Annotated in this window: 20 protein-coding genes; 10 read left to right on the top strand and 10 right to left on the bottom strand. The window is 62.2% G+C overall.

Features of this window, described 5'->3' with window-relative positions; translation table 11 throughout:
• Positions 1-158 precede the first annotated feature (158 nt).
• The 3 genes from J2Y41_RS18570 to J2Y41_RS18560 form a co-directional block, all read right to left on the bottom strand.
• The gene (locus J2Y41_RS18570) at positions 159-1,427 is read right to left on the bottom strand and encodes a DUF4192 domain-containing protein (protein ID WP_309930642.1); all 1,269 of its coding nucleotides are present in this window, start codon (positions 1,425-1,427) and stop codon (positions 159-161) included.
• A gap of 118 nt (positions 1,428-1,545) precedes the next feature.
• Positions 1,546-2,907, bottom strand: coding sequence for a nitrate/nitrite transporter (locus J2Y41_RS18565; RefSeq protein ID WP_224167077.1), 1,362 nt, complete (start codon positions 2,905-2,907; stop codon positions 1,546-1,548).
• A gap of 35 nt (positions 2,908-2,942) precedes the next feature.
• Positions 2,943-3,881 carry a PAC2 family protein gene (locus tag J2Y41_RS18560; RefSeq protein WP_309930640.1) on the bottom strand — a complete coding sequence of 313 codons (939 nt, stop codon included), beginning with the start codon at positions 3,879-3,881 and terminating at the stop codon, positions 2,943-2,945.
• Positions 3,882-4,215: 334 nt separating this feature from the next.
• On the opposite strand from J2Y41_RS18560, the gene J2Y41_RS18555 reads away from it, so the two are divergent.
• The 5 genes from J2Y41_RS18555 (at position 4,216) to J2Y41_RS18535 (ending at position 10,433) form a co-directional block, all read left to right on the top strand.
• Positions 4,216-5,739, top strand: a complete 1,524-nt coding sequence (locus J2Y41_RS18555) for a leucyl aminopeptidase (protein WP_309930638.1) — start codon at positions 4,216-4,218, stop codon at positions 5,737-5,739.
• 299 nt (positions 5,740-6,038) lie between these two features.
• Positions 6,039-7,421, top strand: coding sequence for a dihydrolipoyl dehydrogenase (lpdA, locus tag J2Y41_RS18550; RefSeq protein ID WP_224089588.1), 1,383 nt, complete (start codon positions 6,039-6,041; stop codon positions 7,419-7,421).
• 114 nt (positions 7,422-7,535) lie between these two features.
• Positions 7,536-9,287, top strand: coding sequence for a 2-oxoglutarate dehydrogenase, E2 component, dihydrolipoamide succinyltransferase (gene sucB / locus J2Y41_RS18545; protein ID WP_309930635.1), 1,752 nt, complete (start codon positions 7,536-7,538; stop codon positions 9,285-9,287).
• A gap of 177 nt (positions 9,288-9,464) precedes the next feature.
• Positions 9,465-9,818 (top strand): hypothetical protein, encoded by a 354-nt coding sequence (locus tag J2Y41_RS18540; RefSeq protein ID WP_224089587.1) that lies wholly within the window; start codon positions 9,465-9,467, stop codon positions 9,816-9,818.
• A 186-nt stretch (positions 9,819-10,004) separates the two neighbouring features.
• A complete protein-coding gene (locus J2Y41_RS18535) occupies positions 10,005-10,433 on the top strand; it encodes an OsmC family protein (RefSeq protein WP_224167073.1) in 429 nt (142 codons plus the stop codon).
• Between the two features lie 131 nt (positions 10,434-10,564).
• On the opposite strand, the gene J2Y41_RS18530 is transcribed toward J2Y41_RS18535, so the two are convergent.
• A complete protein-coding gene (locus J2Y41_RS18530) occupies positions 10,565-14,074 on the bottom strand; it encodes a S41 family peptidase (protein WP_309930631.1) in 3,510 nt (1,169 codons plus the stop codon).
• 97 nt (positions 14,075-14,171) lie between these two features.
• Between J2Y41_RS18530 and J2Y41_RS18525 the strand changes: the two genes are divergently transcribed.
• The gene (locus J2Y41_RS18525) at positions 14,172-15,071 is read left to right on the top strand and encodes a TIGR01777 family oxidoreductase (RefSeq protein ID WP_224167071.1); all 900 of its coding nucleotides are present in this window, start codon (positions 14,172-14,174) and stop codon (positions 15,069-15,071) included.
• Between the two features lie 57 nt (positions 15,072-15,128).
• Here the strand turns inward: J2Y41_RS18525 and J2Y41_RS18520 are convergent, their stop codons facing one another.
• Positions 15,129-16,790, bottom strand: coding sequence for a serine/threonine-protein kinase (locus J2Y41_RS18520; protein ID WP_309930628.1), 1,662 nt, complete (start codon positions 16,788-16,790; stop codon positions 15,129-15,131).
• Positions 16,791-16,939: 149 nt separating this feature from the next.
• Between J2Y41_RS18520 and lipB the strand changes: the two genes are divergently transcribed.
• The 3 genes from lipB (at position 16,940) to J2Y41_RS18505 (ending at position 19,487) form a co-directional block, all read left to right on the top strand.
• Complete coding sequence (lipB, locus tag J2Y41_RS18515; protein WP_224089582.1) at positions 16,940-17,608, top strand: lipoyl(octanoyl) transferase LipB; 669 nt, start codon at positions 16,940-16,942, stop codon at positions 17,606-17,608.
• On the top strand, positions 17,605-18,612 hold the full coding sequence (gene lipA / locus J2Y41_RS18510) for a lipoyl synthase (protein ID WP_223936751.1): 1,008 nt from the start codon (positions 17,605-17,607) through the stop codon (positions 18,610-18,612). Before lipB ends, lipA begins: the two co-directional genes overlap by 4 nt.
• A gap of 113 nt (positions 18,613-18,725) precedes the next feature.
• Positions 18,726-19,487 carry a DUF4191 domain-containing protein gene (locus J2Y41_RS18505; RefSeq protein ID WP_224089580.1) on the top strand — a complete coding sequence of 254 codons (762 nt, stop codon included), beginning with the start codon at positions 18,726-18,728 and terminating at the stop codon, positions 19,485-19,487.
• A gap of 120 nt (positions 19,488-19,607) precedes the next feature.
• On the opposite strand, the gene J2Y41_RS18500 is transcribed toward J2Y41_RS18505, so the two are convergent.
• Positions 19,608-20,045: an RDD family protein gene (locus J2Y41_RS18500; RefSeq protein ID WP_224089578.1), complete on the bottom strand. Its 438-nt coding sequence runs from the start codon at positions 20,043-20,045 to the stop codon at positions 19,608-19,610.
• A gap of 325 nt (positions 20,046-20,370) precedes the next feature.
• On the opposite strand from J2Y41_RS18500, the gene glnA reads away from it, so the two are divergent.
• Positions 20,371-21,795, top strand: a complete 1,425-nt coding sequence (glnA, locus tag J2Y41_RS18495; RefSeq protein ID WP_216923010.1) for a type I glutamate--ammonia ligase — start codon at positions 20,371-20,373, stop codon at positions 21,793-21,795.
• Between the two features lie 156 nt (positions 21,796-21,951).
• Here glnA and J2Y41_RS18490 read toward each other — a convergent pair whose 3' ends face one another.
• The 4 genes from J2Y41_RS18490 to J2Y41_RS18475 form a co-directional block, all read right to left on the bottom strand.
• Positions 21,952-22,305 carry a hypothetical protein gene (locus J2Y41_RS18490; RefSeq protein ID WP_224089577.1) on the bottom strand — a complete coding sequence of 118 codons (354 nt, stop codon included), beginning with the start codon at positions 22,303-22,305 and terminating at the stop codon, positions 21,952-21,954.
• A 296-nt stretch (positions 22,306-22,601) separates the two neighbouring features.
• On the bottom strand, positions 22,602-22,874 hold the full coding sequence (locus J2Y41_RS18485) for a hypothetical protein (RefSeq protein ID WP_309930623.1): 273 nt from the start codon (positions 22,872-22,874) through the stop codon (positions 22,602-22,604).
• 70 nt (positions 22,875-22,944) lie between these two features.
• Positions 22,945-23,160, bottom strand: a complete 216-nt coding sequence (locus J2Y41_RS18480; RefSeq protein ID WP_309930722.1) for an AsnC family protein — start codon at positions 23,158-23,160, stop codon at positions 22,945-22,947.
• Between the two features lie 80 nt (positions 23,161-23,240).
• On the bottom strand, positions 23,241-23,723 hold the full coding sequence (locus J2Y41_RS18475) for a GNAT family N-acetyltransferase (protein ID WP_396133566.1): 483 nt from the start codon (positions 23,721-23,723) through the stop codon (positions 23,241-23,243).
• Positions 23,724-23,729: the final 6 nt, after the last annotated feature.

Below are 23,729 nucleotides of genomic sequence, written 5' to 3'. Positions count from 1 at the left end.
CGATCGCCGTCTGCAGAGTCACTATGTACAACTGCCAACGACACCGTAATGTTCCCGGATTCCGGGCTCATTACAGGCATTCAAACGCGGACCCAACCGGGTCTCGGCATCCATTGTCTCACGGTTTTATGAATCCCACGCTTGATGAAGCGGAATGGCTACCGAAGGGATCCTTTGTAGGTTCCCCATGCGGACTCGGGACGGCTTGCCCAGGCGCAGATGCTTCCTTGCCCGAGAACCTCGTCCAGCAATTCGGCGAGCCTGTAGCCAGGGCTGGCCGAATTGGCGCGCGTCAGGCAGGCGTGTGCAACGGATCCACTGCCCTTGCACCAGGCAATCCAGCCTTGCAGGGTCAAGGCAGCAGCAGCTACGTCCCCCATTTCTCCCTGGACACACAAGTACGACAGGACGCGCTGCAGGGCATCAAGCTGCCCCCAGTCGGGAACAGCTGGTTCAACACCTAGTAGGACGTCTGCGTAGGCAAAGATGCTGAGCACCCCTTTTGCTTCATAGGCCTTGCCAGCCCCTTCCCGGGTGTCCGTCGGCGGCAATGCCAGCTCTCCGGCGTCGAAAGGAAGTGGGTCGGAATCATCGTTCCTGCTGCACAATCCGAACGCTGCTGCCCCGGCCTTCGCGGAACCGATGCCAGCAGCCGCCATGATCATGACGGCGTCCCGCCATCCGGGGACGCCGAGGGTCGACCTGAGGAAACCCGCGAGTTGCGGGGTTGGCAAATCTGCCGGTTCACTGTCGGGATGGATCCGGGCGTCATCCAGCACCTGGCTCCACACCTCCAGTACGGCATCAAGGCATTTCCCACTTCGCCAGGACGTCCTCATCCGCTTGGCAAAATCCGATTCGGCTTCCGACACTGCGGGGTCCAGGGCACCGGGACGTCCGGGAACGGGTGGATTTTGCCTGCTCCTCGGAGAAGCCCCGATGGTGCTGCCTCGATAGACCATCTCTGCACTGAGCCGGCTGCTCCTGATGCGTTCTATCGGCAGGCCCGGCACCGGGCAGCACTCCTGGTCGGCGCAGAATGCGCCGCGCCAATACTCAGGACCAACCAACCACGCATCCCGGACAGGCAAATAAGCGTGGTCAAGTGTTTCGTGAAGTTCAGCCAGCAGCGGGAGTGTTCTGTGGACAACCATGCCGTCGTCCCAACCGTCGTCGGTGTAAAGGGCAAGCACCACGCCGTCGGCAAGGGTGTCCGACGTCAGGTAACGACGTACATGCTCCGCAAAGGCAGCAAGCACGCGGCCCGAAGCCCGGGCCGGCAGGTCGACGCGGAGAGCGGCTCCGAGCGTATTCCCCTGCATCGTGATAGCCACAAGGCTGTCCTCGGGCCAATAGCCCAACAAATGCGGGATGTAACCCAGGATGTCCTCTGGTTGATGGATGCTCAGCGTCTCTTTGGTGGTCATGGTTCAAGCTTGGGCAACGCCAATGGTTGAAAACAGGGACCATCACGCTTATGTGGATAAAGGTGGCCACATCCGGGCAAACACAAAGCTGCCCCGTACCGAAGTTTGGTCCTTGCCGTTATCCCTTGTTTCCTTCATCCGGCTGTGCACGGGCGGCACGCCGGCGCTCAATCCTTTCGCGGCGCTGCCGGGCCAGGGTTGCAGCCAACGGGGGCACATGGACGCCCTGCTCGGCCATCTGCAACCGCACCTTCCGGCGGGTCAGCATAATGAGGACCGTCCCGATGCCCAGCAGGACAAACTGGACGCTGAGGGCTACACGAAATGGATCAAGGCCGTACAAATCCCCGCCTGAGAATCCGCTCGCGTTCAGGACGTCCAGGACCAGGCCAATAAGGTAGATCGCCACCAAGGCAGCGATGAACCCGCCCACGTTGACGATCCCTGTCGCGGTACCAATACGGTGGGAAGGATTGAAGGTCCGCGCGAAGTCGAAGCCAATCATGGAGCCCGGGCCGCCAACTGCCAACACCACCACCAGGATCACGAGGAGCCACAGCGGCGCCCGGTCAGGAAGGATGAGGACTGCCGCCCAAGCCAGCGCAGTGGACGCAGTGATCAGCAGGACCATGGCTGAGCGGCGCATTGGGTGTTTGGAGACAAACCGCCCAAATCCGGGCCCCGAGACGATAGCGGTTGCCACGAACAAAGCCATCAAAGCTGAGACCGTTCCCGCATCAAGTCCCTGGGCGGAGAGAAGGAACGGATAACCCCATGTCATCGCAAAGAGGTTGCCACTGAACTGGACGGTGAAATGGCTCCACAAGCCAAGCCGGGTGCCTGGCTGTTTCCAAGCGCGGGAAAGGGAAACTCCGGTAGCCCGAAGACCCTGCCCGGTTTCCCGCGGCGGATGACCGGGAGGCTGGTCCCGCAACAGCACGAGGACCAGGATGACAGCCAGCACGGACATCGCCGCGAGTGACATGAATGCCGGCGTCCAGCCGGCAGAGTGTAGAAGCAAGGCGAAAGGCACCACGCTGAAGAGCTGGCCCAACTGCCCGCACATTCCGGTCAGCTGGGTAACCACGGGGACCCTGGCCGGACTGAACCACAAGGGAACCAGACGGATGACGGAGATGAATGTCATAGCGTCCCCGGCTCCCACCAGGACACGCCCCAAAACACCTCCAGGGATGCTGTCGGCGAAAGCGAGCTGCAATTGCCCCAGCCCCATCAGGATGGCACCGCCGGCAATCATGACCCGTGATCCAAACCTGTCCACCAGGACGCCCACCGGAATTTGCAAGCCGGCGTAGACAAGCAACTGCAATACGGTGAAAAAGGAGATGGCCGAAGCACTGGCATGGAAGCGTTCTGTTGCTTCCAAACCCGCGACACCAAATGAGGTTCGCTGTGCTACGGCCACCAGATAGGCAAAGACGCCGATCGTCCAGATGAGCCAGGCGCGGGGAGCAGTCACTCCTCAATTATGCCCGCCAACGGTTCAAAGCTGATTTATTGAGGCGAGTCTTTACGCGCCAGGTATGCCTCCACTGCCGCCCCGATGTCCTCCGCGTTGGGCAGTTCGTCGTTCTCATCGGCGAGCAGCGAACGCCGGACGATGCCCTCGGATTTCTCGTCGTACCGGGCCTCCAGGTTGGCGACGACAGCCTGCACTTCCTCCGAGGCTTCAATCTGTTCCGCAATCTGGCGGCCTACTTCCCTGCCGGCCTCCCGGAGCCGGTCAGTGGGAAGCATCAGGGAGGTTGCCGCCCCCAGGTACTCCAGCCCCGCCACCGCCGCTGGAGGATATTCGGCCTCGGCGAGGTAGTGGGGCACGTGAATGACGTAACCAGCCACATGGCGTTCGGCCTCGGTGAGCCGGAGTTCGAGGATATGGCCAATGGCGGCCGGAACTTCGACCGTTGGCTTCCAACTCGAAATGCCTTCGATAAGTTCGGGCCGGTTGCCGTGGACGGTGACTCCCACTGGCCGCGTATGCGGTACGGGCATGGGAATGGAATGAATCCACGTGACCAGGTTGACGTCGAGCTTCTCCACGATTCCGACGACGGCACGGGAGAACCGCTCCCACTGCAAGTCGGGTTCGAAACCGGCGAGCAGGAGGAACGGTTGGCCCAGCCCGTCCGTGAGCTTGTAGAGCGCCAGCTTGGGTGCCTGATAGTCCTGCAAATGGTCTTCGACGAAGCTGATGTGGGGACGCCGCGAGCGGTAGTCGATGAGCTGGTCGGCGTCGAACATGGCTACCACTTCAGCGTCGAGCTGGTCCAGGAGTTCCGCGTTGATCTGCCTGACCACATGACCGGCATCGGCAAAGCCCGTGAAACCCATGACCATATTCAGCCCCCGCAGTTCCGGCCTGTGGAATATCTCGATGTTGCTCGCGTAGAGCGCCTCGGGGTCCAGGAGGGAGCCGGATATCCGTTCAAACACGGCATGTTCCTTTCGCAGTGGCAAAGTTCGGTGCCCCCATGCGCCACTGGTCATGGCGTCGCTGACTCCATGAATGTGGTGTGGGGACTCTGTGTCTCTTTGTACAACGCTGCACCTCCAGTAGGCATTCCTGCCCTTGGTGTGCCGCAGCTCTCATTTAATTGCTGTCAGCAGCCTGCGAGAGACTACGATCGAAACGGGCCGACGTCCTTTGCGACGCTGGACCTGAAGACCAAGGCCGCCGTCGGTACAGGACGTCGGGCGCGTACCGGGGCAGGCCCGCCAAACATGCGGCCCCGCCATGCAATGCAGAGAGAAGTGAGGAAACATCCTCGTGGTCAAGACTAATGACATCATCCTCGGCGTCATCGCCAAGGACCTGAAAAAGTCACCCAGCGACGCACTTGTGATCGGAGTTGCCCAGGGCTCGGACGGGCCAGTGCTGCTGGAGAACCCGCTGAGTGCCAAGGCCGCCGAATCCGTGCAGGGATCACTGAAACTCCTTGGAGTTTCGGGTGCCCCCGACCAATCGCACCGCCTTCCGGGTCTGCCGGAAACGGGCTCGGGGATCCTGGTCCTGGCAGGGGTGGGCAAACTGTCAGAGGACGGCACTATCCCGGAAGAAGCGCTGCGCCGGGCGGCAGGGTCCGCGGTCAGGCAACTTGCCGGAGTCCCCTCAGCTACCTTGGCGTTTCCGACGGCGTCCGTCACGGACGTCGCTGCAGTCGCCGAAGGTGCGGCCATGGGCGCCTATTCCTACACCGAACACCGTTCCAGCAAGGACGGGCTCAAGGACCCGGTCGCCAAGGTTCTGATCTTCACCGGCGTTGACGCCAAAGCTGCCCAACCTGCACTTGACCGGGCATCAGTACTGGGCAGGGCCGTCAACGCAACGCGTACGCTCGTGAACCAGCCGCCCAGCCATCTGTACCCCGAGTCGTTCGCCGAATCTGCCAAGGAACTCGCAAAGGGTCTTCCCGTAAAGGTGACCGTCTGGGACGAAAAGCGCCTGGAAAAGGAAGGCTTCGGCGGCATCCTCGGCGTTGGAAAGGGTTCAACCCGCCAGCCACGCCTGGTCAAGGTCGAATATGCTCCGGCGAAGGCCACCCGGAAGATCGCGCTCGTTGGCAAGGGCATTACCTTCGACACCGGCGGTATCTCCATTAAGCCCGCCCTCGGCATGGGTGACATGAAGAGCGATATGGCGGGCGCCGCCGTCGTTCTTAATACGGTCCTTGCGATCGCCTCGCTCGGCCTGCCCATCAAGGCGACCGCGTGGCTTTGCATTGCGGAGAACATGCCCTCCGGCGCTGCCCAGCGGCCCGCCGATGTCCTCACCGTTTATGGCGGAAAGACAGTCGAAGTCCTGAACACCGATGCCGAGGGCCGCTTGGTCATGGCCGATGGCCTGGTGGCCGCGAGCCTGGAAATGCCGGACGCAATCATCGACGTCGCAACACTCACAGGTGCCCAGCTCATCGCGCTCGGATTGCGCACGGCAGGAGTGATGGGTTCCGATTCCGTGACATCAGCGTTGAAGTCCGCCGCTGACAGGGCAGGCGAGCTTGTCTGGCCGATGCCGCTGCCCGAGGAACTGCGCCCCAGCCTGGACTCCCAGGTCGCGGACCTTGCCAACATCGGCGAGCGTAACGGCGGAATGATGACGGCCGCCGTCTTCCTGCGTGAATTCGTGGGTAAGAACGGCGACGGCCAGCAGATCCCCTGGGCCCACGTCGATATTGCCGGCCCGTCGTTCAACAACGGCAGCCCCTACGGGTACACCCCGAAGCAAGGAACCGGATGCACAGTCCGTACCTTGGTGGCCTACGCAGAGGATCTGTTGGCAGCCTCCGCGTAAGCAACCCACTCCACTGCGGTTAAGACGGGCAGTGCGGGTGGGGCGGATCGGTCCGCGCAACCCGCACAACCCCGGAATTATGCGGTGTGTAGCGCTGTGTCACAAGTGAACGTGAGTCTGGACACAAGCGCTCCACAAACGCCCGTGGAGGGTGGAGCATGGGTAGGTGGTTCGCTAAGGTGAACACGATAGTCACAAATGCAAGAGAACTTAGGTGCTGGCATAATCACGGCAGAACAAGTTCCAAAGACCCGATGACACGCAGTCCCGTGTCATCATTCACGCGAGGGAGCGTTTTAGTGGCCGATCAGGCAACTGCGCAAGAATTCGACATCCTGGTACTCGGTGGCGGCAGCGGCGGCTACGCCACGGCTTTGCGGGCCGTACAGCTTGGGTTCACCGTTGGCCTTGTGGAAAAGGCAAAACTCGGCGGAACCTGCCTGCACAACGGCTGTATCCCCACCAAGGCACTCCTGCACTCGGCTGAACTGGCCGATCACGCACGCGATTCCGCCAAGTATGGCGTGAACGTCACGCTCGACGGCATCGACATGTCGGCCGTGAACGCGTACAAGGACGGCATTATTGCCGGCAAGTTCAAGGGCCTCCAGGGACTCATCAAGTCCAAGGGCATCACCGTCATCGAGGGTGAAGGCAAGCTCCAGGGCAACAACACCATCGTCGTGAACGGCACCGCGTACACGGGCAAGAACATTGTCCTGGCAACCGGTTCGTACTCACGCTCCCTCCCGGGCCTGGAAATCGGCGGCAGGGTCATTACGTCTGACCAGGCCCTCACCATGGACTACATCCCCAAGAGTGCGATCGTCCTGGGCGGCGGAGTAATCGGCGTCGAATTCGCTTCCGTTTGGAAGTCCTTCGGCGTGGACGTCACCATCATCGAAGGCCTGCCCTCCCTGGTTCCCAACGAGGACGCCTCGATCGTCAAGAACCTCGAACGCGCCTTCAAGAAGCGCGGCATCAAGTTCACCACCGGCATCTTCTTCCAGGGCGTGGAACAGAACGACGACGGCGTCAAGGTCACCCTTGTGGACGGCCAGACGTTCGAAGCCGAACTCCTGCTCGTTGCAGTCGGCCGTGGTCCCGTCACCGCGAACCTTGGTTATGAAGAAGCAGGTCTGACCATCGACCGCGGCTTTGTCATTACCAACGAGCGCCTCCACACAGGCGTAGGCAACATCTATGCAGTCGGCGACATCGTACCCGGCGTCCAGCTCGCACACCGCGGCTACCAGCAGGGCATCTTCGTTGCAGAGGAAATCGCCGGCCTGAACCCCGCGATCGTCGAAGACATCAACATCCCCAAGGTCACCTACTGCGAGCCTGAAATCGCAACGGTCGGCTACACCGAAAAGGGCGCCAAGGAAAAGTTCGGGGACGACCAAGTGGAGACGCAGGAATACAACCTGGCCGGCAACGGCAAGAGCTCCATCCTCGGTACCGGTGGCATCGTCAAGCTCGTCCGCCAGAAGGATGGCCCCGTCGTCGGCATCCACATGATCGGTTCCCGCATGGGTGAGCAGATCGGTGAAGCCCAGCTCATCGTGAACTGGGAAGCCTACCCGGAGGACGTGGCCCAGCTGGTTCACGCCCACCCCACCCAGAACGAAAGCCTGGGCGAAGCCCACCTCGCCCTCGCGGGCAAGCCGCTCCACGGCTAAGTCTTTACCCAAGACAAACGGATAGGGTGCATGCGGCGGAATCTGCCGCATGCACCCTGCCCGGACCAGCAGAATTCATCCGCACAAAAGATCAATAAGGAGAACGGGGACGACATGTCTGAATCCGTTAACTTGCCCGCCCTCGGTGAGAGTGTCACCGAAGGAACCGTCACCCGCTGGCTCAAGCAGGTTGGTGACCGGGTAGAGATCGACGAGCCGTTGCTCGAGGTTTCCACCGACAAAGTAGACACCGAAATCCCTTCTCCGATCGCAGGCGTCATCGAAGAAATCCTCGTCGCTGAAGACGAGACTGCAGAGGTTGGTGCCCCACTGGTACGCATCGGCGACGGCTCCGGCTCCGCCGCACCGGCTGCTGGGGAAGCACCCGCCGCTCAGGAAGCACCCGCTGCTGCCGAGCAGGCTGCCCCCGCCGAAGAGGCTCCGGCTGCGCCGGCTGCTGAGGAGGCCCCTGCTGAAGCTCCTGCCGCCTCCGGTGGCGAAGGCCACGAAGTAACCCTCCCTGCCCTGGGCGAGAGCGTTACCGAAGGCACCGTCACGCGCTGGCTCAAGGCTGTTGGCGACACCGTGGAGGTGGATGAGCCGCTTCTTGAGGTTTCCACTGACAAGGTCGATACCGAGATTCCTTCCCCGGTTGCAGGCACCCTGCAGGAGATCCGCGTCAACGAAGACGAAACCGCCGAAGTGGGATCGGTTCTGGCAGTTATCGGTTCCGGCGCGGCAGCCCCCGCTGCGGCTCCGGCTCCTGCCGCTGAAGCTCCGGCCGCACCTGCCGCCGCACCGGCACCTGCCGCTGCACCCGCTCCGGCTGCTGCACCCGCTCCGGCTGCTGCCCCGGCACCAGCTGCCGCACCCGCTCCCGCCGCCGCACCGGCACCTGCTGCTGCACCGGCAGAAGCAGGCTCGTCCTCCGAGTCCGGTTACGTCACTCCCCTGGTGCGCAAGCTGGCAAACCAGCAGGGCGTGGACATCGCGTCCGTGTCCGGCACCGGCGTCGGTGGCCGCATCCGCAAGCAGGATGTCCTGGCCGCTGCCGAAGCCAAGCAGGCCGCCGCAGCAGCGCCGGCCGCGGCTCCTGCCGCAGCTCCTGCCGCCAAGTCCGCTGCACCCGTTGTTGCTTCCTCCCTGCGAGGCACCACCGAAAAGGCTCCGCGTATCCGTCAGGTCATCGCACGCCGCATGCGCGAGTCGCTGGAAGTCTCCACCCAGCTGACCCAGGTGCACGAGGTCGACATGACCAAGATCGCCAAGCTCCGCCTCAAGGCCAAGAACTCGTTCCAGGCCCAGAACGGCGTGAAGCTGACGTTCCTGCCGTTCATCGCCAAGGCTGTGGCTGAAGCACTGAAGCAGCACCCCAAGCTGAACGCTGCCTACGACGAGTCCAAGCAGGAAATCACCTACCACAACGCCGAACACCTGGCCATTGCGGTAGACACCGACAAGGGCCTGCTGGTTCCGGTCATCTCCGACGCCGGCAACCTCAACCTCGCAGGCCTCGCCGGTAAGATCGCCGACGTCGCAGGACGCACCCGCGACGGCAAGATCGGCCCGGATGAGCTGTCCGGCGGTACGTTCAGCATCACCAACATCGGTTCTGTTGGCGCACTGTTCGACACCCCGATCATCAACCAGCCGCAGGTAGGCATCCTGGGTACGGGCGCAATCGTCAAGCGCGCAGTAGTGGTGGCCGATGAAAACGGCGACGACTCGATTGCCATCCGCTCCATGATGTACCTGTCCCTCACGTACGACCACCGCCTGGTGGACGGCGCGGACGCCGGCCGTTTCCTGCAGACGCTCAAGGCCCGCCTTGAGGAAGGTGCCTTCGAAGCCGATCTTGGCCTCTAGGCCAAAGCGTTAGCAGGCGCCCTCCGTACGGAGGGCGCCCCATCAACCAAGCGGGGCAGGCTCCGGGGAAACCCGGCGGCCTGCCCCGCTTCGTTGTCCGTTGTGTCAGTCGCGCTGTTTGCCCACCTAAGCGTGGCTTTGCTACGGGACGTAGAACCAACTGGATAAGCTGGGGCCATGAGTATTCTCTTCAGCATCCTGGTGTTCCTGCACATCGTCGGCGCAGCCATGATTGTGGGCTACTGGATCGCCACCATCAAGACACCTACCGTCCACCCCCGCCAGCGGGATGGCGCATTCCTTCAGCTGCTCACAGGCATTGCCATGATGGGCCTCCTGCCACTGATGCCGGATGCGGATCCCAACTACTTCAAGCTCGGCATCAAGTTCGCCATCGGCGTGGCTGTTGCTGTTCTTGCCGTGATCGGCTCCCGCAAGGTCAAGAACGGCGAACCCGTCTCCACCGGCTTGGCTCACGGTGTTGGCGGACTGGCCCTGGTGAACATCGCCATCGCAACGCTCTGGAACTGAACCTACGCAGAAGCAGCCTCCCCCCTTTGTCGGGCGGGTAGGCTGCTTTCTTCAAGGCAAGCCAGGGGTCACAATCCACTCTCAGCGGAATGACAGTGCAGCGCAGCCGGCAAATCCATAGGATTGATCCCGGTGGCACCCGGCGATGGCTGGTTGCCGACGCACAAACGACCCCAAGGAGTGGACATGGCAGCAACACGCACCGCACACACGGTTTGGAACGGCAACCTGATCGAGGGTGCTGGAAACACGACGCTGGATAGCTCAGGCCTGGGCACGTTCGATGTCACCTGGAAGGCACGTACCGAGCAGTCCGGCGGCAAGACCAGCCCGGAAGAACTGATCGCTGCAGCGCACTCCGCGTGCTTCTCCATGGCCTTCAGCAACGAGCTTGCACAGGCGGGCTTTACCCCTGAGGAAATCCAGACCAAGGCCGACGTGACTTTCGTCCCCGGCACCGGTATCACCGGCAGCCACCTGACGATGACCGCCAGGATCCCCGGCATTTCCGAAGAGGATTTCCGCCGTATCTCCGAAGCGGCAAAGACCGGTTGCCCGGTTTCCGGTGCGCTGGCCAGCATCGACATCACGCTGGACGCAACGCTCGAAGCATAGCCTCGGGCTTCGCTTCACGGCACAGAGACCCCATTACAAGCAAAGGCCCCGCGGCCTCCCTTCAGGGAAGGCTGCGAGGCCTTTGCTGTTGCCGGCCTGGTGCAAAGCCAACCGGATGTAGCGGCGCGCTGCTAGCCCTCCTGCGGACGGGCGGGCAACGGCGCGGGCCGCACCTGACGATAGCCTTCACGCAGCGGCGGGCGGTCAGTAGGCAGCTCCTGGATCATCTCCTTAAGGGCGCCAATGCCATACTCGAGTTGCGGATCGCTGCCTGCGGCATAGGCGTGCGGCGGGAAGAGCACCTCGATGTCCGGCTCCACACCGCGGTTTTCAACATCCCAGCCGATCCCACCGCCAAACCACGTAGCGTAGCGGGGCTGCGTCACCCCGGTGCCGTCGGCCAGCGCAAAACGGTTGTCAATGCCCACCACGCCACCCCATGTCCGTACCCCAATGACGGGACCGATGCCCCTCAGTTTGGACACTTGGGTGATGATGTCGCCATCTGATCCGGCAAATTCGTCTGCCAGGATAATCACTGGACCCCGCGGAGCATGGTGGGGATAAGTCCGTGGCTTCTCGCCACGCGGCATACTCCACCCAGTGACCTTCCGGCCAATGAGCTCAGCCACGAGCTGCGAGGTGTGGCCCCCACGGTTACGCCGTACGTCGACGATCAACCCGTCCAAGGCCGTTTCGGTGTCGAGGTCACGATGCAACTGTGCCCAACCATTGGCCATCATGTCCGGGATATGCAGGTAGCCGAACTTGTCGCCGGATGCCTCACGCACCGTGCGCCGGTTGGCCCGGACCCAGTCCTGGTAGCGCAACCGCTCCTCGTCCGGGATGGGGATAACGGCAACGCGGCGCTGGGCACCCGCAGCTCCGCCATGTCCTGGCCCATTCAAGAGTGTCAATTCAACAGTTCGCCCTGCTGCCCCCACCAATTGCATGGCAGGCGTCAGCGCCGCGGAAAGCTCGACGCCGTCAATCGCCAGGAGGACGTCGCCCACCTTCGCATCCGCGCCGGGACGCGTCAAGGGCGAGGTTGCGAGGGGATCGGAAGACTCTCCAGCCAGGATCCGGGTTATCTCCCAGCCTTTGCTGCCGAGCTGCAACTCAGCGCCCAGCCTGCCTTGACCATTGCGGCCAGGTTCAGTCACAGCGGCGGGCCGCACATAAGCATGCGAGGTTCCCAGTTCGCCGTGGATCTCCCACAACAGGTCCACGAGGTCGTCGTGGGAACCCAGGCGGTCCACGATCGGACGGTAGCGTTTGTAGACGGAATCCCAATCCTGGCCAGCCATGTCCGGAGCCCAGAAAAAGTCCCGCTGCAGGCGCCATGCTTCATCAAAGGCCTGGCCCCAGGCAGCCACGGGATCCAGGATCACGCGGATCCTGTTCAGGTCCACTTTGACCAGTTCCCCGGATTCCTCGTCCACCTTGCTGTCTGAGGGAACTGACATGATTTGCTTATCAAGGACGTAGACAACCCTCTTGCGATCACCCGACAAGCGGTAGCTGTCCACAGCAGGGACGAGGGTGGTCTCCTTGCGCTTGGCAAGGTCAAAACGCACCAGCGACGGGGCTGTCTTCTTATCCTGCAGACTGCCCTTTCCTTCACCGGTGACACCGGATAGCTCAGTATCAAGCCACAGCAACGCTCCGTCGGCGGCAGCGAGCCCGGAGTAGTTTCCCTGCGGCACTGGAACCGTAATGACCCGGTGTGCAAGGCCTTCCGCGTCGACCCGCACAACTGGCGCGTCGTCGCCGTCGTGCTTTGCTGTTGTAGCCTGCGCGTCCTCAAGGGTGTCCACGGACGGCCCGAAAGGAGACGGTGTATCAGCGGCCAGAGCCAGCAGGTACGGCTTGATCGGGCTCGGGAAGGAAAGGTCGAACGAATGGCCGTCATAGACGGGGTCGAAGCTCCTGTTGGACAGGAACGCAAGGAACTTCCCGTCGGGGGTGAACCGGGGTGATTCATCGCAGAAGCGCCCGTCGGTGGCATCGATGATTCCGGCGTCGGATGCCGAGGGCCTTGCCAGGCGAAGTTTGCTGCGGGAACCGAAGGACGTCACAGGCTCAGACCAGGCAAGCCACTGCGAATCAGCAGACCACGAGAATTGATCGACGCTTCCTTCGCCAATACTGACCAAACGAGTCAATGCCCCGGAAGCGGTGTCGGCTACGAAAACGTCGCCGAAAGCCGTGCCGATGGCCAGCCAACGGCCATCGGGGCTGGCCTCCAGTGCGCTCGTCCTTGTAGGTGCGGGGAAGTCCAGCCGGAGATCGCCCGCTTGATCATCTCCGCCCGGTGCGCCAGCTACCGCCGTTCCCCCCACAGTGTCGGGTGAGGGATCTGCGTGGGCGGCTTCGTCGGAGGGTCCGGCCGCCTTGCCCGTTTCAACGGATTGGGTGGCTGGCTGGTTTGCCGGGGAACTTTCCCCCACGACGTTGGATGCAGAGACCGGCTTGGGGAGTCCGTCGGCTTCACCGGAAACAACAGCGGGTTCGGTGGCCTTCGGCACTTCCACAACTCCGGACAAGCGTGCGGCGATGCGCTTGACGTACAGAGCCTCCACTCCCCCATGGTCGGCCACATAGGCGATCCGGCCATCCGTCAAAGGACGCGGAAGGCGGGCCCGGACGCCCGGCGTCGCTTCGACCACCCGCGATGGCCCGTCCTTATGCCGGAGCCAATGGATAGTGCCGTGTGACTCCACGGCGCTGGCTGTTCCTGCAACGTTCGGAAATACATCGCCCAAATGCGCGGATGCTTTCAGCGGGGCGGGACGCCGCGCCGGTGATGCGGAGCCGAGCGTGATCTCCAGCTTCACCGCTTCAGCATCGGCATCAAGCGAGGGCAGAATCCAGAGTTCACCGGCGGATTCGAAGATTATCCGCTGTCCGTCCGTGCTGGCGTGCCGAACATAGAAATCCTCATGGTCCGTGTGGCGGCGCAGTCCTGACCCGTCAGGAAGAACGGAGTAGAGGTTTCCGTAGCCTTCGTGGTCTGAAAGGAAGGCGATGCGCCCCTGGATCCACAACGGGTCCGTCAGGTTGCCCTCAATGTCGGGAATCAAGCGCTCGAACTCACCGTTGCCGTCTGAGTCGATCCACAACTTGCCGCCAGTGCCACCCCGGTAACGCTTCCACCAAGCCGGCTCCCGGGAAAGGACGCTCGCCAGGACGACGGGCTTCTCATCACCGATTTCGGGTCCAAAGGCAACGCCCTCCACCGGTCCGAAGGGAAGTTCGACGGCGGCACCTCCCTCCAGGGGGAGGCTATAGGCGTACGTGTGGCGGCTCTCGGACTGCTGGAACGCGCTGGTCACCAGGACGTTCCCGGCAGGCGTGAAACCCTTGACCCGGGTTGTGGCGTGTCCAAAGTAGCTCAGCTGCTTGTACCCGCCACCGTCGACGTCCGCGGTGACAACCTCCGGTGAGGTACCAACAACAGCAGTCCACACCAGCCGCTTGCCATCAGGAGTGAAGCGGGGGTTCCTTGCCGGCATTTGCTGGGACGAGACACGCCAGGCGCGGCCACCTGAGACGGGGGCGATCCAGATGTCGTCTTCGGCCACGAACGTGACCAATTCGCCATGCACATGCGGGAAACGGAGGTAGCTGGAGGAGGTCATTGTTCGATCATAGTCAAGAGGCGCCGTGGCAAGAGGCACCCGCCCCGCGCTTCGCACGCCGTTTCTGCCTCATGCTTGGGTCGTGATGAGATGAGTCATGCGAATCGTAATGTCCGGAGCCTCGGGGATGATCGGGACGGCAGTGTCCGAGCATCTGAAAAGTACAGGTGACGACGTCATCCGGCTGGTGCGCCGGCCTGCAAAGACTGAGGACGAAAGGACATGGGATCCAGCCACGGGAGACTTGGACGAGGCCGTCCTGGAAGGCGCGGATGCTGTGATCAACTTGTCGGGCGCCGGAATAGGGGACCGACCCTGGACCAGGCACCGGATTGCTGTCATTCGTGACTCGCGCCTTCAGGCCACCCGGACACTGACGGCGGCCATGCGTCGCCTTGGCCAGCCGGAGTTGTCCTTCGTCAGCCAGTCAGCGTCCGGCTACTACGGCGCCTCCCGGCAAGGCCTGCTCCGTGAGGACTCGGGTCCAGGTCAAGGAGTGCTGGGCGCGCTATGTGTCGAATGGGAGCAAACCGCCAGAACCGCTCCCTCCAGCGTGAGGGTAGTGACACCCCGGACCGGAGTGGTGTTGAGCACTTCCGGCGGCGCGCTCGGACCGATGCTTCCCCTGCTCAGGCTTGGGCTTGGTGGACCCTTCGGAAATGGGCGACAATTCTGGCCGTGGATCACCCTTGCCGACGAAGCCGCTGCACTGGCCTTCCTCCTCAAGTCCGATCTGGAAAGTGCGGTTAATGTGTGCGCCCCGGAAAGCGCAGACGTCAACACCATCGTCGGGCGGCTTGCGAAAGCCTTCCACCGCCCGGCCTTCGTGCGCGTCCCCCGGCCCGCCCTCCGGCTCGTCCTTGGCCGGCTTGCTGACGAACTCGTCCTGGCGAACCAAAGAATGGAGCCGGCAAAGCTTGCCGCCGCCGGTTTTCACTGGAAACACCCCGGGCTCGATGAAGCCATGGAGTGGCTGACGGGTAACCCTTCCAGCTAAACCATTCCGAACCCAGGACGGCAACACCCACGTCAACGAACATCCTTGGCAATGCCGCTAAGCAGGACCGAGAATCTCCGAGATGCTCCACTGCCCAGCCAATCTGACAAGGACCAGGCGTAACTGCTGGGGCTCCCTGGCGGGCCGGGACTTCACCAGGCGATCCGACCGGTCGCGCTCCTCGTAGCCGGAGGTCGTGGCGGTCAGGGCAACGACGGCGCGATCAACCTCCTGTGGGCCCAGCACCGATACATTGCTCAAGCTGGTGGTGAGTCCGGCAAAGTGGATACCGTCAGCCCTTAGCTGCTCCCCCAACGTCTCATCTGCCGCTTGGGCAGGTGAGCCTGCTGCGTTAACGCTTGCGAGCAATTCAAGACGATCCAGTCCCAGCGCCATGTCGCGCACGGCCGATAACGCGTGCACGGCGATTGTCGGATCCTCGGAGCGGAGCGCATCCAAACGCGCTGCCGGAATGGGCTGGTTGGTTTGGGTGGTTTGCGTGGCCTGGGTCGTTGTCCCTGGATTTACCAAGGACGTCGAACCCGACGCGGGCTCCTGGATCCCCAGCCAGAAGGCCCACCCCACCGCACCAACCGACACCACGCCAGCCACCAGCAAGCCGACCCGGATAGTTAAACGTGGCCCTCGCTGCGGTTGCCTTCTCCGCTGCGGTTGCCCTTTTCGCTTTCGGCGTTCAGGGCGCGGTGTCATTGCTGTCCGCACGGGCCAAAGCCGCGACACAGCGTCCGTCTGTGGAATCCTGCCCAGTGAAATCCTGCTCAGTGGATTCCTCCGCTGGGGTCGGCCCCCGGCCTGCCGCCGCGTGAGCAGCTCCGGAATCACGGAGGAATGGACGGAACCAGCCAGGTCCACGGGCTGCGCCGCAGCGCTGCGATATATAGCTGTTCCCAGTTCCCGGGCGGTGGGACGCGCCCGGGGATCGGGGTCCAGTCCCGCTTCAAGGGCAGCGGCGAGCCCTTTGGGGACCTCGGGGACCAAGAGAGGCAGTGGTGGGCGGTGCTTGGCGATTTCCGGCGCCCTGCCGGTCAAGCAATACCACCCAAGTGCCGCCAGCGAATACACATCCCGTTCCGGCTGCAAGGCTTCTCTGGCACCATTACCAGGGGCGCCCCGGGCGCTGACAGACGTATCAACGAAGCCGTCCGTGCCGACGTCGAGGCTTTGATTTTCCTCACCCACGACGCCGGCCACGCCAAGGTCTGCCACAAGGGGCTTCCCTTGTGCCGTAAACAGCACGTTGCCAGGGGAAATATCCCCGTGGGCCGTTCCCTGGGCATGCAGGTAAGCCAGGACCTGGGCAACAGGGGTCAGAATCGTCACCACTTCTCCGAGCTCAAGCTTGCGCCGGCCGCCCACCAGATTCGCAAGGGAACCTCCTGCCGCAAAGTCCATGACCAGGCCAACGCTGCCCGTACCCACGCCGGGCAGCTTCACGACGTCGTGAAGGCGGATAAGGTGCTCATGCTGGAGCTTGGACAGGATCCGGCCCTCACGGAAGCCATGTTCGGAATCTGGTCCCGTCGAACCACCGGAACCCTTGCCGGGACCGCCAGTGACGCATTTGATGGCGAATCGAGCGCCGTCCTTGTCCCTGCTGGCAAGCCAGACTGTCGAAGAGCAACCGCTGCCCAGTGGGCGTAATGGCGTGTATCCCGGTATGTGCGGGATCAAGGGGGCGGGAACATCCGTAGTTTCCATATCCAAGGTCTACCGGATGATCCGATTTCCCGCAGAAGTTATCCACAGGCAGGTCCAGGTTCCGGGGCAAAGGGCTACGCCGACGGATGCGACTGAGAGGTTCACCACAAAATCATGGTGAGTGACTTGCTGGGTCTAAGCTTGAACCCATGACTCTTGAGTTTTCACAACTGGGTCTTGCCCCGGATTTCGTTGATTACGTGCAGGGCTGGGACCTACAGCGCGAGATCCACAACAAAGTTGTTGCCGGCGAGAAAAACAGCACCGTCCTGCTCCTTGAGCACTCCGCCGTCTACACGGCGGGCAAGCTCACTGAAGACCATGAACGCCCCTTTGACGGCACCCCCGTGGTCCCCGTGGATCGTGGTGGCAAGTTAACGTGGCACGGGCCGGGCCAACTTATCGCCTATCCGATCCTCAAACTCAAGAACCGCGCGGGAATCCGGGACTATGTCGAGCGGCTCGAAGCCACCATGATCGCCGTCATGACGGACTACGGAATCCCGGCAGTCACCGTGAAGGGCCGGGCGGGCGTATGGATCCTCGCGGATGACAAGGGCCCGGACCGCAAGATTGCCGCGATCGGCATCCGCGTCCTTGACGGCGTCACCATGCATGGTGTCGCCATCAACTGCAGCAACGACCTCGCGCCGTATGCGCAGATTATCGCGTGCGGAATCACCGACGCCAGCGTCACCACCATGTCGCTGGAGACTGGCCGGACCATCAACCCGGCAGACATCGTTGACCGCTTCGTGGAAGAGTTCCGCAAGCATGAAGAAGCACTCGTTTCCACCCCAGAAGGAGCACTCCAGTGACCCTGGCACCTGAAGGCCGTAAGTTGCTGCGCGTTGAGCAGCGCAATTCGGCTGTCCCGGTTGAACGCAAGCCCGAGTGGATCAAGGCCAAGGTCCAGATGGGGCCCGAGTTCGTCGGTCTGAAGAACCTGGTGAAGAAGGAAGGCCTGCACACCGTGTGTGAGGAGGCCGGCTGCCCGAACATTTTCGAGTGCTGGGAAGACAAGGAAGCGACGTTCCTGATCGGCGGGTCCGAATGCACCCGGCGCTGTGATTTCTGCCAGATCGATACCGGCAAACCCTCCCCGGTGGATATGTTCGAACCCACCAAGGTGGCCCGGTCCGTGCAGGCCATGCAGCTGCGCTACGCCACCGTCACCGGGGTGGCCCGTGACGACCTCGCCGACGAAGGCGTCTGGCTGTACGCCGAAACGGTCCGCAAGATCCACGAACTGAACCCCGGCACCGGGGTGGAGCTGCTCATCCCGGACTTCTCCGGCAAACCCGAACACATCAAGGCGATCTGCGATTCCAAGCCCGAGGTGTTCGCGCACAACGTCGAAACCGTGCCCCGGATCTTCAAGCGGATCCGCCCGGCGTTCCGGTACGAACGCTCCCTGGATGTCATCACCCAGGGCCGGGACCTTGGCATGGTGACCAAGTCCAACCTGATCCTGGGCATGGGCGAAACCCGCGAGGAAATCTCCGAAGCGCTCCGGGACCTGCACGCCGCCGGGTGTGACCTGATCACGATCACCCAGTACCTGCGCCCGTCCGAACGGCACCTGCCCGTGGACCGCTGGGTCAAGCCGCAGGAGTTCGTGGACCTCCAGCACGAGGCCGAGGAAATCGGGTTCCTCGGTGTCATGTCCGGGCCGCTGGTCCGCTCCTCCTACCGGGCCGGGCGTTTGTGGGCCACCGCGATGCGCAAGAAGGGCTGGGAAATCCCCGCCGCCCTGGCCCACATCGAGTCCTCCGGCACCACCCGCCAGGAAGCCTCCACCATCCTCGCCGCCCACGCCTAAGCCCGGGTCGGCAAACACTTCACCAGCAACACCATGAAGCAGTATCGAAGGGCCGGATGCCAAGCGTAATGGCGTCCGGTCCTTCGACGTCCATCACGTAGAATTAAGGCACTATGGCGAATTCCTCTGATTCCAGCAAATCGACCCCCTCGGCCGACGCCCCCAAGCGTGGGCTGTTCCAGCGCAAGCCCAAGGAAGCCAAGGCCAAGAAGCCGAGCCAGCTGAAGCAGATCGCTGAAGTCTTCAAGATGACGCGGCGCAATGATCCCCAAGTCGTGTGGATCATGCTGCTGGCATTCCTGGCGGTAGTTGCCGTGGCCTTCCTCATCGGCTACCTCCTGGAAAACTGGGTTACCGGTCTCATCATCGGTATTCCGTTGGGTCTCCTGGCCGCCGTTTTCATCCTCTCCCGTCGCGCAGAGAAGGCTGCCTTCGCGCAGATCGAGAACCAGCCCGGTGCGTCCGGAGCGGCCTTGGGTACTCTACGTCGCGGCTGGGTCACCCAGGACCAGCCTGTCGCGGTTAACCCCCGCACTCAGGACGCCGTGTTCATGGCAATTGGTCGTCCCGGCGTCGTTTTGGTTACCGAAGGACCCACGCATCGCGTCAAGCCGTTGGTGGAAGCGGAGCGCAAGCGCCTCACGCGCATCCTGCCCAACGTCACCATCCACGTGCTGGAATCCGGTCGCGGCGAGGGCCAGGTGCCTCTGAACAAACTCGCCAAGACCATGGGCAAGATGAAGAACGAACTCACCAAGGTTGAGGTCAACGCTGTGTCCAAGCGCATCAACTCCCTTGGTACCCGCCTGCCGATCCCCAAGGGCATCGATCCCTACAAGGCCCGCCCGGACCGCAAGGCTGCACGCGGACGCTGATTGTCCGTAGGTGCTTGTTTGGCCCTATAAAAACCGCCCCTGTCTCAAAGGAGACAGGGGCGGTTTTTATTGGTGCTTGCTTGCTCTGGACTTGGTTCCAACCGGTGAGGACTGAAGACGCTACATCCGAATGAGGATGGTGTTCATGGCTTTATCGTGAAGTCCACGCTGGTCCGGATCAAAGATGACTGCCGGGATAACCAGGCATAGGAGCAAGGTGCGCACAACAGCGGCCAGAGGGCCTGCGGGACCTCCCCCTAAGCGGACCACATGAATGCCCGCTATCCTGTGGCCGATGCTGTAGCCGAGGGTGCCGATCAGGAGAATCTGCTCAGCCGCAAAAACTGCGAGCGTTGCCCACTGGTTGCCCCCAAATGCGAAGTTGCTAATGACGAGTGCAATCGTCCAGTCGATCACGATGCCCAGAATTCGTCGCCCGGCCCGTGCCATGGAGCCTGGTCCGGATTCAGGAAGTCCGAGTCTCTCGCCCGGATATTTGGAAATGCCGGAGGTGTCCGGCCCGCTCAACCAGGAGCCTATGTCTTTTCGATCAACCACTCTCCAAGCCTAACGGCTGGCGGACTGACAGTCCGACGACGACGGCCGCCTTTCGTGCCCGCCTGTGCGCCTGTATGGCGCCAAAGTGTTCGCCCACTGGACCCGCATGGACCTGACACCGGAAAGCCGACTACCGTTTACACAACAGATCATTCTGTAACCTGCCCGAAACAATACTGACACTCCCGGGAAATCCCATCTCCCTATGGTGGTATGAGTTGCCAGCCACCGCGGCAAGGGGAATTTTTTGTGTCTCCGGGCCTCCGGCATGGGCTGGCTCACGCGGCCTTCCGGGCCTGTTACTTGATATGCATAAGGAGCATAGATGTTCAAGACTGCGGACGAAGTCCTCAAGTTCATCAAAGACGAAGACGTCAAATTCGTCGATATCCGCTTCACCGACCTTCCGGGCGTCCAGCAGCACTTCAACGTGCCGGCGAAGAGCGTAGACCTCGACTTCTTCGTGAACGGTCAGCTCTTCGACGGATCTTCCATCCGCGGCTTCCAGGGCATCGCTGAGTCCGACATGCAGCTCATCCCGGATGTGACCTCGGCTTTCATCGACACATTCCGCATTGAGAAGACGCTTGCGCTGAACTTCTCCATCGTGAACCCCCGCACTGGCGACCCCTACCACCGCGACCCCCGTGGCGTAGCTGAGAAGGCTGAAGCGTACCTGGCCTCCACCGGTATCGCGGACACGGCATTCTTTGCTCCCGAGGCCGAGTTCTTCGTCTTCGACAACATCCAGTACCAGTCCTCCCCGCAGGGCAGCTTCTACAAGATCGACTCCGAAGAAGCCCACTGGAACACCGGCCGCAAGGAAGAAGGCGGAAACCTCGGCTACAAGACCCCCGTCAAGGGCGGTTACTTCCCGGTTTCCCCCACCGACAAGCAGGCTGACCTCCGCGACGCCATGTGCGTTGAACTGGACAAGGCCGGCCTCGAGGTCGAGCGCTCCCACCACGAAGTTGGCTCCGCCGGCCAGGCAGAGATCAACTACAAGTTCACCACGCTGACTGCAGCTGCTGACGACCTCCAGAAGTTCAAGTACGTCATCAAGAACACTGCAGACGCATGGGGCAAGTCCGTAACCTTCATGCCGAAGCCTGTCTTCGGTGACAACGGCTCGGGCATGCACTGCCACCAGTCGCTGTGGAGCAACGGCGACCCGCTGTTCTACGACGAAAAGGGCTACGCTGGCCTCTCCGACACCGCCCGCTGGTACATCGGCGGCCTGCTGAAGCACTCTTCGGCAGTGCTCGCATTCACCAACCCGACGGTCAACTCGTACCGCCGCCTGGTCAAGGGCTTCGAAGCTCCGGTCAACATGGTCTACTCGCAGGGCAACCGCTCTGCTGGTATCCGCATCCCCATCACTGGCTCCAACCCGAAGGCCAAGCGCATCGAATTCCGCGCTCCGGACCCTTCGTCCAACCCGTACCTGGCCTTCGCTGCCCAGCTGATGGCCGGCATTGACGGCATCCGCAACCGCATCGAGCCCCCGGCTCCCATCGACAAGGACCTCTACGAGCTCCCGGCCGAGGAAGCCAAGGACATCCCCAAGGCTCCGGGTTCCCTGGAAGAAGCCCTCGAGGCCCTGCGCGAGGACAACGAGTTCCTGCAGGCCGGCGGTGTCTTCACCCAGGACCTGATCGATACTTGGATCGAATACAAGTACGAGAATGAGATTCGCCCGCTGTCGCTGCGCCCGAACCCGTACGAGTTCGAGCTCTACTACGGCGTCTAGCAACACCGGCGGCTAAACCACGTTTAGTCCGCACGGAACCCATCGAGGTTCCCGGTTAAGAAAGGCCGGCAACAGGTTTGTACCTGTTGCCGGCCTTCTTTTTGCTCCCGCTGCCGCCCGGGTCGGCAAGATCCCCAGGCTCTGGCGAACTGGGCCCTATTCGGATTCCTTGCCCTGATCACGGTCCCGGATGTTTTTCCCGAACTCGTCCAGCTTCTCCCTGACAGCCTTCGCGGCATCCGCAAGACCCTTTTCCGCAGTGCTCAGGGGATCGAGTTGAAGGTAGACGTGCTGATCGATCGGGAGGTCGTACTCGTCCTTCAGATGCGTGCCGCCGGAAACGCCATCGAGCGACAAATATACGAGCGCCTCAGTTCTTGCGATGCCAGCGATCGTCCCGAAGACAACCGTGAAATCATTGGGCTGAAAGCTAATGGATTGACCCACGTGGCGGCGATCCAACTCTCCGGCGGGAATAGCCTTCTCAAACGAACTTCCGTTGTATTCCATGTACTTCTCCTAAGCATCGAGAGTAGTTACGGAACCGAGTCTATAAGGCTCTTCAACGGATGAACCAGCATCTCGCCTTTGGTCTAGTGCCTGGTTTTCGGGACTTCCCCAGGTTGCTGCGGGGCTGCGCAGTGCGCACAAAACACCCGATCAGTTTCCTCACCGCAGCACTGACAGCGGTGAATCAATGCCGCTTGTTCAATCACATAGGTTGTCATAGCAGATATGGTGCCTACCGGCCGCAAGTCAGCGCACGAGTAGTGTGTACTCGTTTTTTACCCTTCCGGCACAGCAAACTACTTGGTTTCGAAAACGCCCAGCACCTCCGGGGCAGCGACCTCCCCGGCGGCAGAGCCAGAAGCAGGGGCGCCAGCAGACATGAGTGAAAGGCCCTGCGCTCCCCCGTCATCCTGCCGCCATTCGGCGTCAGCAAAAGTGGCGAAACAGCGCCGGCACGCATAGACGTCGCCACTGCCGTGCCGGGAAGCCCAGTGCGGTCCCGCCTGTTCACACCGGAAGCACGTCGCATCTGAGAAGGGCGCCCCCTCCGAATCCCGCTTGACTGTCACGCGAGAATCCTAAGGGACAGCAGGCCCGGACGAACAGACCCAGGCCGGGTTCCTGTCGCCCGGAATAGTGCTAATGCTTCCCGTACTTCTTATGTACCGCCTGCTTGGTGACCCCGAGGCAAAGTGCGATTGCCTCCCACGACAAACCGGCCTGCCTGGCTGCACGTACAAGGGAAGCCTCGGCCCTGCCAACCTCCTTGTGAAGTTCAGCTACGGCATGCAGCGCTTCTGCAGGACCCATGCCGTCCATCGATCCAACAAGTGTTTTCATTCTGTCCACCTCCATGACGTCAACCATAGTTGACATCCAGGATCGTCGTCAACGTACGTTGACGCCAGCGCCCCGGGGACAAAACGTGGGCATCCTCAAAAAGCCTTATACATGATGCGCTGCGGGCCCGAGTTGCCGCCGAGGTACCGTCCGCAGTCAACGAAGCCGGCCTTTGCATAAGCTGCAAGACCCGCAGGGTTGCGCTCGTTAACAGAAAGCACGACGCCGGCCTGGCCGCCACCCTGCCTCGCCGTCAACTTGCGAGCCTCCTCCACGGCAGCCTTGGCCGCCAGCACACCGAGGCCGCGGCCCTGGCTTTTCGAGTCGATGAGGAAACCCCTGAGAAGCCATGCGGAGTCGTCGTCCGGCCATCCTGCAAGGCGCGCCGCTCCCCATTGGAGTGTCAGGACGCCCACACCCTCTCCGTTGGCCTCGATCACATAGGGAGAGCGGGATTCTTCTTCAAGACTGATCAGCATCATACGGAGCGGGTCGCCGACGAAGTCAGTTTGATCAGCCGCCAAGGCCATTTCCGCCACCGTGCCCAATTGGATGGCGCGCGCGTCATCGTCCAGCATTTTGAG

The organism is Arthrobacter sp. 1088, from assembly GCF_031455315.1.
Lineage (GTDB): Bacteria > Actinomycetota > Actinomycetes > Actinomycetales > Micrococcaceae > Arthrobacter.
Note: the sequence above shows the minus strand (reverse complement) of the source record. Positions and strands in the feature narration are given on the sequence as shown.